At 68.5% G+C, this 13,953-nt stretch carries 15 protein-coding genes; 10 read left to right on the top strand and 5 right to left on the bottom strand.

What is annotated here, in order from left to right; genetic code table 11:
* Positions 1–27: 27 nt before the first annotated feature.
* Complete coding sequence (locus LQ772_RS04225) at positions 28–1,065, bottom strand: type IV pilus twitching motility protein PilT (RefSeq protein ID WP_231324242.1); 1,038 nt, start codon at positions 1,063–1,065, stop codon at positions 28–30.
* A gap of 362 nt (positions 1,066–1,427) precedes the next feature.
* Between LQ772_RS04225 and proC the strand changes: the two genes are divergently transcribed.
* On the top strand, positions 1,428–2,261 hold the full coding sequence (gene proC, locus LQ772_RS04220) for a pyrroline-5-carboxylate reductase (RefSeq protein WP_231324240.1): 834 nt from the start codon (positions 1,428–1,430) through the stop codon (positions 2,259–2,261).
* Positions 2,258–2,833 carry a YggT family protein gene (locus tag LQ772_RS04215; protein WP_231324239.1) on the top strand — a complete coding sequence of 192 codons (576 nt, stop codon included), beginning with the start codon at positions 2,258–2,260 and terminating at the stop codon, positions 2,831–2,833. The genes proC and LQ772_RS04215 overlap by 4 nt, the downstream gene beginning before the upstream one ends.
* A 66-nt stretch (positions 2,834–2,899) precedes the next feature.
* Here LQ772_RS04215 and LQ772_RS04210 read toward each other — a convergent pair whose 3' ends face one another.
* The 3 genes from LQ772_RS04210 to pdxH are packed head-to-tail and all read right to left on the bottom strand — an operon-like array spanning position 2,900 to position 4,724.
* Positions 2,900–3,700: an ABC transporter substrate-binding protein gene (locus tag LQ772_RS04210; protein WP_231324237.1), complete on the bottom strand. Its 801-nt coding sequence runs from the start codon at positions 3,698–3,700 to the stop codon at positions 2,900–2,902.
* Positions 3,700–4,140 carry a secondary thiamine-phosphate synthase enzyme YjbQ gene (locus LQ772_RS04205; protein WP_231324235.1) on the bottom strand — a complete coding sequence of 147 codons (441 nt, stop codon included), beginning with the start codon at positions 4,138–4,140 and terminating at the stop codon, positions 3,700–3,702. Before LQ772_RS04205 ends, LQ772_RS04210 begins: the two co-directional genes overlap by 1 nt.
* Positions 4,137–4,724: a pyridoxamine 5'-phosphate oxidase gene (gene pdxH, locus LQ772_RS04200; protein WP_231324233.1), complete on the bottom strand. Its 588-nt coding sequence runs from the start codon at positions 4,722–4,724 to the stop codon at positions 4,137–4,139. Before pdxH ends, LQ772_RS04205 begins: the two co-directional genes overlap by 4 nt.
* 39 nt (positions 4,725–4,763) lie before the next feature.
* Between pdxH and LQ772_RS04195 the strand changes: the two genes are divergently transcribed.
* Entirely contained in the window at positions 4,764–5,594 is an 831-nt protein-coding gene (locus LQ772_RS04195) for a kinase (protein WP_231324231.1), read from the top strand.
* Positions 5,595–5,661: 67 nt separating this feature from the next.
* On the opposite strand, the gene LQ772_RS04190 is transcribed toward LQ772_RS04195, so the two are convergent.
* Positions 5,662–6,513 (bottom strand): NAD-dependent epimerase/dehydratase family protein, encoded by an 852-nt coding sequence (locus LQ772_RS04190; protein WP_231324229.1) that lies wholly within the window; start codon positions 6,511–6,513, stop codon positions 5,662–5,664.
* A gap of 6 nt (positions 6,514–6,519) precedes the next feature.
* Here LQ772_RS04190 and LQ772_RS04185 point away from each other — a divergent pair, with 6 nt between their 5' ends.
* The 7 genes from LQ772_RS04185 (at position 6,520) to LQ772_RS04155 (ending at position 13,898) form a co-directional block, all read left to right on the top strand.
* Positions 6,520–7,059: a shikimate kinase gene (locus LQ772_RS04185; protein ID WP_231324228.1), complete on the top strand. Its 540-nt coding sequence runs from the start codon at positions 6,520–6,522 to the stop codon at positions 7,057–7,059.
* Complete coding sequence (gene aroB / locus LQ772_RS04180; protein ID WP_231324226.1) at positions 7,056–8,183, top strand: 3-dehydroquinate synthase; 1,128 nt, start codon at positions 7,056–7,058, stop codon at positions 8,181–8,183. Before LQ772_RS04185 ends, aroB begins: the two co-directional genes overlap by 4 nt.
* A 149-nt stretch (positions 8,184–8,332) precedes the next feature.
* Positions 8,333–8,593 carry a WGR domain-containing protein gene (locus LQ772_RS04175; RefSeq protein WP_091340633.1) on the top strand — a complete coding sequence of 87 codons (261 nt, stop codon included), beginning with the start codon at positions 8,333–8,335 and terminating at the stop codon, positions 8,591–8,593.
* 1 nt (position 8,594) lies between these two features.
* Positions 8,595–9,665 carry a uroporphyrinogen decarboxylase gene (gene hemE / locus LQ772_RS04170; RefSeq protein WP_231324224.1) on the top strand — a complete coding sequence of 357 codons (1,071 nt, stop codon included), beginning with the start codon at positions 8,595–8,597 and terminating at the stop codon, positions 9,663–9,665.
* A gap of 1 nt (position 9,666) precedes the next feature.
* On the top strand, positions 9,667–10,017 hold the full coding sequence (locus tag LQ772_RS04165; protein WP_231324222.1) for a DUF3147 family protein: 351 nt from the start codon (positions 9,667–9,669) through the stop codon (positions 10,015–10,017).
* Between the two features lie 221 nt (positions 10,018–10,238).
* The gene (locus LQ772_RS04160; RefSeq protein ID WP_231324220.1) at positions 10,239–10,889 is read left to right on the top strand and encodes a DUF4328 domain-containing protein; all 651 of its coding nucleotides are present in this window, start codon (positions 10,239–10,241) and stop codon (positions 10,887–10,889) included.
* Positions 10,890–11,066: 177 nt separating this feature from the next.
* Positions 11,067–13,898, top strand: coding sequence for a valine--tRNA ligase (locus tag LQ772_RS04155; RefSeq protein ID WP_231324218.1), 2,832 nt, complete (start codon positions 11,067–11,069; stop codon positions 13,896–13,898).
* The last annotated feature ends 55 nt before the right edge of the window (positions 13,899–13,953 follow it).

Here is a 13,953-nt window from a genome sequence, read left to right as displayed (position 1 = left end):
AACAGCAGGAAGGCGCGGCGCCGTTCCTTACTTGAAAATGTCCTTGTTCTTGGCATACCCGATGGCTTCCTGCCGCGCGACCAGGCCGCGCTTGACGAGATCCTGCAGGATCTGGTCCAGCGTCTGCATGCCGTACTGCTGGCCGGTCTGGATCGCCGAGTACATCTGCGCGACCTTGTCCTCGCGGATCAGGTTGCGGATCGCAGGGACCGCGACCATGATCTCGTGCGCCGCGATTCGCCCGCCGCCGACCTTCTTGAGCAGCGTCTGGGAAATCACCGCGCGCAACGATTCGGAGAGCATCGAGCGCACCATCGGCTTCTCGCCGGCCGGGAACACGTCGATGATGCGGTCGATGGTCTTGGCCGCCGAGCTGGTGTGCAGGGTGCCGAACACCAGGTGACCGGTTTCCGCGGCGGTCAGCGCCAGGCGGATGGTTTCCAGGTCGCGCAACTCGCCGACCAGGATGTAGTCGGGATCTTCGCGCAGCGCCGAGCGCAACGCCTCGTTGAAGCCGTGGGTGTCGCGATGCACCTCGCGCTGGTTGACCAGGCACTTCTGCGAGGTATGCACGAACTCGATCGGATCTTCGACCGTGAGCATGTGCCCGTATTCGTTCTTGTTGATGTGGTCGACCATCGCCGCCAGCGTGGTCGACTTGCCCGAACCGGTCGGGCCGGTGACCAGGATCAGCCCCTGCGGCTGTTCGATCAGCTCGCGGAAGATGCGCGGCGCGCCGAGGTCTTCCAGGGTCAGCACTTCGGATGGAATCGTGCGGAACACCGCGCCGGCGCCGCGGTTCTGGTTGAACGCGTTGACGCGGAAGCGCGCCAGGCCGGGAATCTCGAACGAGAAGTCGGTCTCGTAGAACTCTTCGTAGTCGCGCCGCTGCTTGTCCGACATGATGTCGTAGATCAGCGAATGGACCTGCTTGTGCTCCAGCGGCGGGATGTTGATGCGACGCACGTCGCCGTCCACGCGGATCATCGGCGGCAGGCCGGCCGAAAGATGCAGGTCCGAGGCCTTGTTCTTGACCGAAAAGGCCAACAGTTCGGCGATGTCCATCGGGCGTTTCCCCTTAAAACGTTCGTCTGGATGAATAGCGGTACTGCGCAGGGGACCGCCCGGTCGCGCGCTCGCGCACGCGCCCCGTCGCCTTCGAGCCGGCCATCCGACAACCCCCTCGCAACGAGCCGATACTACTCGCGCGAATGGCTTTGCGACCAGTGGGTTGGCGGCTTCGGATGCGGAAACTGCGATGGCTTCCCGCCAGTTCCCTTGTCCCCTGCCGGAACGCCCTACCCTTCGCTGGACCGGACATGGTGGTCGCGCACGGCTGCGCTCCTGCAGGGGTTGGGCCGGCCGTGTCACCCGCCCGCCGGCCGCTTCGGGTTAAGGTATCGGGCCCCACAACCCAAGGGACCGGCATGACACGACTTGCCTTCATCGGCGGCGGAAACATGGCCCGCAGCCTGATCGGCGGCCTGCTCAAGACGGGCGCTGCGGCTTCGTCCATCCGCGTGGCCGAACCGCAGGCGCAGGCGCGCGAAGCACTCGCCCGCGAGTTCGGTGTGGCGACCTTCGCCGAAAACCGGCTGGCCGCCGAGGACGCCGACATCCTGCTCCTGGCGGTCAAGCCGCAGATCATGCCGGCGCTGCAGGCCGAGCTGCGCGATGTGCTGCAACGCCAGCGCCCGCTGGTGATTTCCATCGCCGCCGGCGTGCGGCTCGACCAGCTCGAGCGCTGGTTCGGCGCACATCTGCCGATCGTGCGCTGCATGCCCAACACGCCCGCCCTGATCGGCGCCGGCGCCACCGGCCTGTGCGCCAACGCCCGGGTCAGCCCGCCGCAGAAGGCGCAGGCGCAGCACATCCTGGACGCGGTGGGGCTGACCCGCTGGATCGACGACGAAGCGCTGATGGATACCGTCACCGGATTATCCGGCTCGGGGCCGGCCTACTTCTTCGCGCTGGTCGAAGCGCTGGAGGACGCCGCGACGGCACAGGGCCTCCCGCGCGAGACCGCGCGGGCGCTGGCCGCGCAGACCTGCCTGGGCGCCGGCCGCATGCTGGTCGAGAGCGGCGAGGCCCCGGGCGAGCTGCGCCGGCGGGTCACTTCGCCCAACGGCACCACCCAGGCTGCGCTGGAAAGCTTTGCCGCCGACGGCCTGCCGCGCATCGCAGCCCATGCCGTGGCCGCCGCGACCCGACGCGGGGCCGAACTGGCCGCCGAACTGGACGCCAAGGAGTCACGCCCGTGATCTACCTGCTGAACGCGTTTTCGCTGCTGCTGGAGATCGCCTTCGATGTCGTGGCCACGCTGTTCGTGCTGCGGCTGCTGGCCGAGGCCGGGCGCGCCGACTTCCGCAACCCGATCAGCCAGTTCGTCTATCGCTACACCAATCCGGTACTGGCACCGATCCGGCGCGTGCTGCCCAACTGGCGCCGGCTCAACCTGGCCGCGCTGCTGGTGTGCTACCTGGTGATGCTGGTCAAGCGCGTGGTGCTGTTCGCGTTGGTCGGGACATTGCCGCATCTGACCGGGCTGCTGGTGCTGGCACTGGCCGACCTGCTCGACTTCGTGCTGCTGTTCTACCTGGTGCTGGTGTTCGGCTGGTCGCTGCTCAGCATGTTCGCCGTGGACACCTACCACCCCGTACTGCGGCTGGTGGAGGGCATCGTCGACCCGCTGCTGAAGCCGCTGCGCGGCAAGCTCGTGGTGGGCATGCTCGACTTCTCGCCGGCCGTGGTGATGATCGTCCTGCTGCTCGCGCGCATCCTCGTCGCGGCGCCGCTTTTCGACTGGGGTAACCAGCTGGCGCGCGGGTTTTAGCCGCCTCACTTAGCAGGCGCGTACCTGTGCGCGCCTGCGGGCATCCGGTCGCGCCCAGGGGCGCTCCTACAGGCGTCGGTTCGCCCAGGCCGCAATGATGCGGTGCAGTTCGTCCAGCCCATCGAACAACGCGGCCGGCCCCGGCTGCAGGATGATGGGCGACTTGACCTCATGCAGCTCGCCGGCGCGTACCGCCGGAATGGCGTCCCAGCCCGGGCGCGCCGCCACCTTCTCCGGGCGGAAGCGCTTGCCGCACCACGAACCCATGATGATGTCCGGCGCGCGGCGCACGACCTCCGCGCCATCGGCCAGGATGCGCTGTTTTGCCAGCGACTCGCGCGCCAGCTCGGGAAAGGCGTCCTCGCCGCCGGCGATACCGATCAGTTCGGCCACCCAGCGGATGCCGGTGATGATCGGCTCGTCCCATTCCTCGAAATACACCTTCGGCCGCCGCGGCAGCTGCGCGGCCGCCACGCGGACTTCGGCGATGTGCGCTTCCGCGCACCGCGCATACGCCTCGGCCTTCTCGTAGGCGCCGACCATGGCCCCCAACCGGCGGATGTAGGCCAGGATGCCTTCCACGCTGCGATGGTTGCTGATCCATACCTCCACGCCAGCCTTGATCAGATCACGCGCGATGTCCGCCTGGATGTCGGAAAAACCGATCGCCAGGTCCGGCTCCAGTTTCAGGATCTCGCCGATCTTCGCGCTGGTGAACGCCGAAACCTTGGGCTTTTCCTTGCGGGCCCGCGGCGGCCGCACGGTGAAACCGGAGATGCCGACGATGCGGTGCGCCTCGCCCAGCGCATAGAGCACTTCGGTCGGTTCTTCGGTGAGGCAGACGATGCGTTGCGGAAAACCGTCCATCAGTGCCCCAGCACGGTCACCGAAACCCTGCGCTGGTGCGGCTCGCGGCGGTGTTCCCACAGGTAGATGCCCTGCCACGTCCCCAACTGCGGCTTGCCGCCATGGACCGGCACGGTGAGGCTCACGCCGGTGAGGATCGCGCGGACGTGGGCCGGCATGTCGTCCGGCCCTTCGGCGTCGTGTTCGAACAGGGGATCGCCATCACGCACGGCGCGCGCGAACCAGCGTTCCAGGTCCGCGCGCACGGTCGGATCGGCGTTCTCGCAAATCAGCAGCGAGCAGCTGGTGTGCAGGGTAAAGACGTTGGCGATGCCGGTCTGCACGTGACTGGCGGCGATCGCCTCGGCCACCTTGCTGGTGATATCGCAGAAGCCACGCTCGCGCGTGTGCACGACGAAACCGTTCTGGGCGACGTGCGGCGCGGGCTGGGCGTGGCTCACGGGTAGAGCAGCCGGTTGGTCCAGGTCTGCCCGTGGCGGCTCCAGCGCACGCGCTCGTGCAGCCGGAACTGCGCGCCGTACCAGAACTCGACCATGTCCGGCTCTACCACGAAGCCGCCCCAGTGCGGCGGGCGCGGCACGTCGCGGCCCTCGTATTCCTTCTCGCACCGCGCCATGCGCTGCTCGAAGGTGTCGCGGTCCGGCAGCGTCTGCGACTGCAGCGACGCCCACGCGCCAATCTGGCTGCCGCGCGCACGGCTGGCGAAATAGGCGTCGGACTCCTCCGCCAGCAGCTTGCGCGCCGCGCCCTCCACGCGAACCTGCACGCCCTGGCGCAGCTGCTTCCAGTGGAAGCAAAGCGCAACCTGCGGATGCGCGTCCAACTGCACGCCCTTGTCGCTTTCGTAGTTCGTGAAGAAGCGGAAACCCCGCTCGTCGGCGCCCTTCAGCAGCACGACGCGCGAGCTGACCCGGCCGGCCGCGTCGGCGGTCGCCAGGTTCATCGCAGTGGGTTCGGGGTCGCCGCCGGTGGTGGCCTCGTCCAGCAGGCCGCGGAAGGTATCCAGGATCTCGCGTTTGAGCATGACTCTTGCATCGTGGCGGCGCCGCGCCATCATGCGCGGATGACCAACGATGCTAGCACGCAGAACGTCGCCCTCGCCGGCCACCTGCTCGACCACTATGCCGGGCGCATCGCGCGTTCACGCCGCCCCTACATCCTGGGGCTGTCGGGCCTGCAGGGCAGCGGCAAGAGCACCCTCGCGCGGGTGATGAAGGCCGGCGCCGAAACCCGCGGCTGGGCCACCGACGTGCTCACGCTGGACGACTTCTATTATCCGCGCAGCGAGCGCGAGGCCCTGGCGCGCGAAGTGCATCCGTTGCTGCGCACCCGCGGCGTGCCCGGGACGCACGAGATCGAACTGCTGCTCTCGGTGCTGGCGGCGCTGCCGCAGGCATCGGAGAAACTGCCGGTCACCTGGCCGCGCTTCGACAAGGGCCGCGACACCCGCGTGCCGCCCTCGCGCTGGCCCAAGGTGACGCGGCCACCGAAGCTGGTGATCCTTGAAGGCTGGGCGCTGGGCCTGCGCCCGCAACTGCAGGCGGCGCTGGAAACACCGGTCAACGCGCTCGAGCGCGACGACGACCCGGACTGCCGCTGGCGACATTGGGTGAACAAGCAGTTGCGCGCCTACCAGCCGCTGTGGCGCAAGCTCGATGCGCTGATCGTGCTGCAGGCGCCCAGTTGGGACGTGGTGCGCCGCTGGCGCGGCGAACAGGAGGAGGCCCTGCTCGCGCGCAAGGCACCACTGGCGATGGATGCCGAGGCGATGGTCCGCTTCCTGGCGCACTTCGAGCGCCTTAGCCGCCACGCGCTGGCCACGTTGCCTGCGCTGGCCGACAGCATGGTCGAGTACGACGAGGACCGGCACGTCACCGGCCTGGCCCACGCCTGAGCACGCCACCGCTCTGCACGAGCCCGCTTGTGGGCAAAGCTCTTCCTAGTCGCCTCAGAAGCGGGCTCTATCGTTCCTCGCGCAGCACCCCGGCGTAGCCGTCGCGCGCATCCGGCCACCCGGGCGCCCAGCCGCTGGCCCTCAACCGTGCATTGCCGAGCCGCTTGCTGCCCACGCCCGCCGGTCCCGGTCCCTCTGGGGGCGGGGGCGCACCGACGAGTGACGCCAGGTGGTCGTACAACACGTGCAGAGGGAGCGGCGTGTCATCCACGCCAAGGTAGAGCGGGCGTGGATCGGACAATTGCAGCAGATGCACGATCGCCGTAGCGGCGTCGTCGACATGGATCCGGTTCGCCCAATGCGGTGCCCCACGAGGCACGGCTGCCTGACCGGCGAGCAGCCGCTCGATCAGCTGCAGGCGCCCGGGTCCGTAAAGCCCGGCCAGTCGCAGCACCGTCGCTGGCAGTGCCTGCGTCGCCAGCCAACGCTCGGCTTCGAGCAGCACGGCGCCGTTGAAACCGGGCGGAGCCGGTGGCGTGTCCTCGTCGACCCAGCGGCCTTCCCGCTCGCCGTAGACGGCGCTGGAGGAGACGAACACGATGCGCGCCAGTCGGCTCTTATCCAGGCGATCCAGCAATCCGCGCAAGCCATGGAGGAACACCGCCTCGTACGCCGCCCGCTCGCGCGCGCCCGGCGCGGGCAGGTAAGCCAGGCGCGTGATTCCGTCGGGTAGCTTTCCAAGCGTGGCGGGCGCGGTCAGGTCGCCGGAAAGCCAGCGGATGCCGTCGTCGCTGTCCGCCGGGGGACGCCGGCGCAGCGCATAAATCTCGTGCCCCTGCGCGCGCAGCAGCCGCGCCGCGCGCTGCCCCACATCGCCGCAGCCGGCCAGCAAGACGCGTTCGCCCGTGGTTGCTAGCATGCGCGCATGAACCCCTCGTGCAACCTGTTCCTGATCGGCCCGACCGGTGCCGGCAAGACGTCGATCGGTCGACGCCTCGCCGCGCATTATGGCCTGCCGTTCCTCGATCTCGACCAGGAGATCGAACGCCATTGCGGCGTGGACGTGCGCTGCGTGTTCGAGATCGAGGGCGAGGCGGGCTTCCGCCAGCGCGAGGGCGCGCTGCTCGATGCGCTCAGCGCACGTGCCGGTGTGCTGCTGGCCACCGGTGCCGGCGCGGTGCTGGATCCGGTCAATCGCCGGCGCCTGGCCGAACGCGGTTTCGTGCTGTGGCTCGACACTACGGTCGAACAGCAACTCGAACGCCTGGCCCGCGATACCAAGCGCCCGCTGCTGGCGGGCGAGGATCGCCGCGGCAAGCTGGAGGCGATGGCACAGTCCCGCGGATCGCTTTACCGCGAGATCGCCGACCTGCGCCTGCCCGGCGAACACGAAGGCGTGGCGGCGGCGAGCGAGCGTTGCCTCGCCCTGCTCGAACAGCACTGGCAACGGCAGCAGGCCGCATGAACGACACTGACGTGCAAACGATCGACGTGGCGCTCGGTGCCCGGTGCTACCCGGTGTGGATCGGTCGCGGCCTGCTGGACGACCCCGCCCGCTGGCGCGCGCGCCTGCGCGGGCGCCATGTCCTCGTGATCAGCAACACCACCGTGGCGCCACTTTATCTCGAGCGGGTCGCGCGAGGCCTCGATGGGCTGCACTGGTCCAGCTTCCTGCTCGACGACGGCGAGGCCCACAAGAACTTCGGCAACGTGGGCCGCGCACTGGAGGCGCTCGCCACGCTGGGCGCCACGCGCGACGCCTGCATCGTCGCGCTGGGTGGGGGCGTGGTCGGCGACCTGGCGGGCTTCGCCGCGGCTTGCTGGATGCGCGGCATCGACTTCATCCAGATGCCGACGACCCTGCTGGCGATGGTCGACTCCTCGGTCGGCGGCAAGACCGGCGTGAACCTGCCGGCCGGCAAGAACCTCGTCGGTGCCTTTCACCAGCCACGTGCGGTGATCGCCGACATCGACACCCTGGCAACCCTGCCCGACCGCGAATACCGCGCCGGGCTGGCCGAGGTGGTGAAGGGCGCGGCGATCGGTGACGTGGCGTTCTTCGCGTGGCTCGAAGCCAACGCCGAGGCGCTCGCACGACGCCATACCGCCACGCTGGTCGAGGCGATCGCGTGCAAGGTCCGCTTCAAGGCCGGCGTGGTCGCGCGCGACGAAACCGAACAGGGCGAGCGCGCCCTGCTCAATTTCGGCCACACCTTCGGCCACGCGCTGGAAACGGCCGGCCATTACACCACCCTGCTGCACGGGGAAGCGGTCGCCATCGGCATGGTGCTGGCCGCACGCCTGTCCGAGCGGCTGGGCATGAGCGATGCCGCCGATACCGCACGCCTGCAGCGCCTGCTCGAGCGCCTCGGCTTGTCGGTCGCGTTGCCGCCCGGCATGTCGCCGGAACAGCTGCTCGAACTGATGCGGCTGGACAAGAAGAACACCGCCGGTACGCTGCGGCTGATCCTCTGGCGTGGAATCGGCAAGGCCGGGATCGTGGCGGGCACCGACGAAACCGTCGTGTTGGCGACATTGGCTGAGGCCACCTCCGGACACGCATCATCCGGCCGGTCGATCGTGCCGTAGGGTGGGCTTCGGCCCACCGCCGTTTTCGCAAGCCACGATGGCGGGTTGAAGCCAATCCTCAGGGCGCGCGGTCCCGCGCCTCGCCAGCATCGCGACGGCCCTCTAGAATGTGCGCCTTGCGGCACCCTTGCCGCACCATCACGGACACCATGCGCCTCTACCTGCAAACCATGCCCGCTTCGGCCGAGGCGCCGCGCTACGTGCAGATCGTGCTCGAGCAGGATCTGCTCGGCGGCTGGACGCTGTACCGCGAAAGCGGCACGCAGGGCGGCAAGGCCACGCTCAAGCGCGAGCAGTTCCTCGAACGCGACGCGGCCATCGCGGCGTTCGAGAAGGCGCGCGATGCGCAGCTGAAGCGTGGCTTCCGCGTGATGTTCGCCCAGGGCCTGGATGGCCCGCACGGACGCTGACATGAACGCTCCGCTCAAGAACGATCGCTTCCTGCGCGCCCTGCGCCGCGAGCCCACCGACACCACGCCGATCTGGGTGATGCGCCAGGCCGGCCGCTACCTGCCCGAGTACCGCGCCACGCGCGAGCGCGCCGGCAGCTTCATGGGCCTGGCGCAGAACCCCGAGTTCGCCTGCGAGGTGACATTGCAGCCGCTGGAGCGTTTCGAGCTCGACGCGGCGATCCTGTTCTCGGACATCCTCACCATCCCCGACGCGATGGGTCTGGGCCTGTCCTTCGCACAGGGCGAGGGACCGCAGTTCGCACGCGCCGTGCGCAGCGCCGCCGACATCGCGCGGCTGGCGGTGCCCGACATGGACGGCGAGCTGCGCTACGTGATGGATGCGGTGCACCTGATCCGCCGTGAACTCGGCGGGCGGGTGCCGCTGATCGGGTTCTCCGGGAGTCCGTGGACGCTGGCCTGCTACATGGTCGAAGGCCACGGCTCGCGCGACTTCGCCACGCTCAAGGCGATGTGCTGGAACGAACCGAAGCTCGCCCACCAGCTGCTCGCCACGCTGGCGCGCGCGGTCGCCAGCTACCTGGCGGCGCAGGCCGCCGCGGGCGCGCAGGCGCTGATGGTGTTCGACACCTGGGGCGGCCTGCTCGGTCCCGCGCCGTTTCGCGAGTTCTCGCTGCGCTACATGAGCGAGGTGGTCGCCGCGTTGAAGGCCGACCCGCAGGCCCGCGACCTGCCGGTGATCCTGTTCTCCAAGGGCGCCAGCCTGCACCTGGCCGAGATGTCGGGCACCGGCTGCGACGCGCTGGGCGTGGACTGGACCATCGATCTAGCCGACGCCCGCCGCGCCGTGGCGGGCAAGGTCGCCCTGCAGGGCAACCTCGACCCCGCCGTGCTGCGTTCCAATCCCGAGGTGATCCGCCGCGAGGCACGCGCCGTGATGGACAGCTACGGCAACCATCCCGGCCATGTCTTCAACCTTGGCCATGGCATCACGCCCGAGGTGGAACCCGATCACGTCAAGGTGCTGGTCGACGAGGTGCACGCCTACGGCCGCCGGCTGCGCGAGCGCTGACGTGGCCTGGCTGATCACCAAGTACCTGGTTACCGCCGCCGTGGTGGTGCTGGTGTCGGAGGCCGCCAAGCGCAGCGACCGGCTGGGCGGCCTGCTCGGCGCACTGCCGATGGTGACGATCCTGGCGCTGGTCTGGCTTTACGTGGAACACCAGTCACCGCAGAAGATCGCCAACCACGCCTGGTACACCTTCTGGTACGTGCTGCCGACGCTGCCGATGTTCCTGGTCTTCCCGGCCCTGCTGCCGCGGCTGGGCTTCTGGTTCACCCTGCTCGCCTGCGCCGTCATCACGGTGGCGTGCTTCGGCCTGTTCGCGCTGGCGGTGCGACGCTTCGGGATCGAGCTGCTCTAGCGGGAAGCGCCCACCTACCATACCCCCGCTTGCCCTGTCCATACCTCAGGCGCATAGTGGGGCCGCCGGCGACTGGCCGGTCGGCAAAAAGGCATGGGGGTGCCGTTATGTCGCGAGTCAATCCTTTCAGCACGCCAGGCTCGGTCACGAGCCAATCTTCGGCGCCATCGGGGCAATACGTCTTTCGCTCTCCGAACTCACTCGGCAATGGGGTCCGGGGCGTGATCGGGGCCTTCGTCCTGCTGACGCTGGCGGTCCTCGGCGTCATGGCCTACGGGCTGCAGCTGCTCCAGCAGGGCATCGACAGCGGGATCACCGCGACACTGCAGGACAAGCTGGCGGGGGCCGGCTGGCTGCAACTGAACCTGTTCCGCCTGCAACTGGTGCTCATGCTGGCCTGCTACATTTGGGCCGGCTGCTGGGTGTACCGGATGGCCTGCAATGTCCGTGCGCTTGGGGCCAGGGGCCTGGACGACTCGCCCGGTTGGGCAGTTGGCTGGTACGCGGTCCCGGTCATGAACCTGGTGCGGCCGTTGCGCGCGATGACGCAGATCTGGCTGGGTTCCCAGGCACCGACGCGCTGGCAGAAGCTCGGCACGCCGTCGCTGCTTCGCCTGTGGTGGGTCTTCTGGATCGCCGGCAACCTGTCCTACTGGTTCGTCACGCAGTACCTGAAGCCCGAGCACACGTTCGATGGGCTGCATACCCAGCAGTTGCTGCTGATCGGTGGGCAGGGCCTGAACCTGTGCGCCGCGGCGCTGTTCCTGCTGGTCGTGACCCGCCTGACGCGCGTACAGGTGGAGCAGCACGAGCAACAGCAGGCCGTGCCTCCTGTACACGCGGCGTCGCTGGCCGACGCCTTCGTGGCCTAGCTTCGGCCGTGATCTGGCCCATCCGGAGCCCTGGCTCGTCACGAGCCGGGGCCTTTCGGCTGTCTGCGTGAGACTGGCCGGCGGACGGTCTGCTTGGGGCGATCACGCGCGCCCCGTACAATCACCGGCTCACCTTCCCTGACGCGCGCGCCGCACGGTGCGCATCGCGAGCCCCCGATGGACAAGAGTTTCGAACCCGGCCAGATCGAATCGAAGTGGTATGCCCATTGGGAAGAGCGCGGGGCGTTCAAACCCGCCGGCCACGGCGAGCCCTACTGCATCCTGCTGCCGCCGCCGAACGTGACCGGCACGCTGCACATGGGCCACGCGTTCCAGCAGACCGTGATGGACATGCTGATCCGCTACCAGCGCATGCGCGGCATGAACACGCTGTGGCAGGTGGGCACCGACCACGCCGGCATCGCCACGCAGAAGATCGTGGAGAACCAGCTCGCCGCCGAGGGCAAGTCACGGCATGACCTGGGCCGCGAGCCCTTCATCGAGCGCGTGTGGCAGTGGAAGGAGGAATCCGGTTCCACCATCACCAACCAGATGCGCCGCCTGGGCGTGGCCGCCGACTGGTCGCGCGAGCGCTTCACCATGGACGAGGGTCTCTCGGCCGCGGTGCGCAAGGTGTTCGTGCAGTGGTACCGCGACGGCCTGATCTACCGCGGCAACCGCCTGGTGAACTGGGACCCGGCGCTGGGCACGGCGGTGTCGGACCTGGAGGTCAACAACGTCGAGCGCGACGGCCACATGTGGTCGATCCGCTACATGACCGCCGATGGCGCCGGCTCCGTGGTGGTCGCCACGACGCGCCCGGAAACCATGCTGGGCGACGTCGCGGTGGCGGTGCACCCCGAGGACGAGCGTTACGCGCACCTGATCGGCTCGATGCTGCACCTGCCGCTTTCCGGCCGGCAGATTCCGGTCATCGCCGACGACTACGTCGATCGCGATTTCGGCACCGGCTGCGTGAAGATCACCCCGGCTCACGACTTCAACGACTACGCGATCGGCCAGCGGCACAAGCTGGCGCCGATCAACATCTTCACGCTCGACGCCAGGGTCAACGAGAACGCGCCGGAGAAATATCGCGGTCTGGACCGGTACGAGGCGCGCAAGGCGGTGCTGGCCGACCTGGAAGCCGCGGGCCTGCTGGTCGAGAGCAAACCCCACAAGCTGCAGGTGCCGGTCAGCCAGCGCTCGGACGCGGTGATCGAACCGATGCTGACCGACCAGTGGTTCGTCGATCTCACCTCCGAGGTGCTGGCCGATGGCCGCCCGGGTGGCCGCACGGCGATCACCGAGCCGGCGCTCGAAGCGGTCCGTTCGGGTGACATCCGCTTCGTGCCGGAGAACTGGACCACCACCTACACGCAGTGGCTGGACAACATCCAGGACTGGTGCATCAGCCGCCAGCTCTGGTGGGGCCATCGCATTCCCGCGTGGTACGACGAGGCGGGCAACATCTTCGTCGGCGAGGACGAGGCCGATGCCCGTCGTCACGCCACCGCCCCGCCGGTGGGTGGACTTCGCCAGGACGAGGACGTGCTCGACACCTGGTTCTCCTCCGCGTTGTGGCCCTTCTCCACGCTCGGCTGGCCGATGCAGGGGCCGGTCAGGAACGAGCGCGGCGAGATCGTCGCCAACTGGGAGCAGGACAAGCTGTTCCTGCCCAGCGCGGTGCTGGTCACCGGCTTCGACATCATTTTCTTCTGGGTCGCGCGCATGGTGATGGCGACCCTGTACTTCACGAAGCAAGTGCCCTTCCGCGAGGTCTACATCAACGCCATCGTGCGCGACGCCGAGGGCCAGAAGATGTCCAAGTCCAAGGGCAACACGCTCGACCCGCTGGACCTGATCGACGGCATCGAGCTGGAACCGCTGGTGGAGAAGTCCACGCGCTCGCTGCTGATCCCGCAGGTGCGGGAGAAGGTGGAGAAGCGCATCCGCAAGGATTACCCGCAGGGCATCCCCTCGATCGGCACCGATGCGCTGCGTTTCACGTTCGCGGCGCTGGCCAGCTACAGCCGCACGATCAACTTCGACATCAAGCGCGCCGAAGGCTACAAGGCGTTCTGCAACAAGTTGTGGAACGCGGCACGGTTCGTGTTGATAAACCTGCCCGAGGGGGAGATTCCGGCACCCGCAGGCTGGCCGGCCACCGAGGCGGAGCGCTGGATCCTGACGCGGCTCAAGCAGACGTTGACCGAAGTGGAGGAACACTTCGCCACTTACCGGTTCGACCTGTTGGCGCAGGCGATCTACGAGTTCGTCTGGAACGAGTACTGCGACTGGTTCCTGGAGCTGTCCAAGCCGGCGCTCAACGGCGACGACGCGCAGGCCGCCGCCTCCACTCGCCACACGCTGCTGGGGGTGCTGGAAGCCGTGCTGCGCGCGCTGCATCCGGTGATTCCGTTCATCACCGAGGAAATCTGGCAGTCGGTGGCTCCGCGGCTGGGCATCGGCGCATCCAGCATCATGGAGCGGCCGTGGCCCGAGGTTCACAAGCTCGCAGGGAATGACACCACCGCCAGCGCAGAGATCGAATGGTTCAAGGCGGTGCTCTCGGGCATCCGCCGCATCCGCTCGGAAATGAACATCGCGCCGGGCAAGACCATTCCGCTGCTGCTGGCCGACGGCGACGCGGCCGACCGCTCGCGCACGGCCAAGTTCGCCGCGCAGATCGCTTTCCTTGCACGCACCGAGGCGCCGCAGTGGATCGAACCGGGTGCCGACGAGCCGGCGTCGGCCGCGGCGGTGGTCGGCAGCCTGCGCGTGCTGATCCCGCTGGCGGGGTTGATCGACCTCACCGCCGAAAAGGCGCGCCTGGCCAAGGAGATCGCGCGCATCGAGGGCGAGATCAGGAAGTGCGAGGGCAAGCTGGGCAACGCCAACTTCGTGGCCAACGCACCGGCCGAGGTGGTGACGCAGGAGCGCCAGCGGATCGTGGACTGGGGCACGCAGCTCGAAGCGCTGAGGGAACAGGCGCGCAAGCTGGGCTGAGCCGGATGTGTGGAGTACACCTGTGCGGGATGATCCGGTCGCGCGCAGGGGTGCG

Source organism: Frateuria edaphi, assembly GCF_021117405.1.
GTDB classification, from domain to species: domain Bacteria; phylum Pseudomonadota; class Gammaproteobacteria; order Xanthomonadales; family Rhodanobacteraceae; genus Frateuria_A; species Frateuria_A edaphi.
The sequence above is the reverse complement of the archived record's forward strand: the minus strand, read 5'-3'. Positions and strand labels throughout refer to the sequence as shown.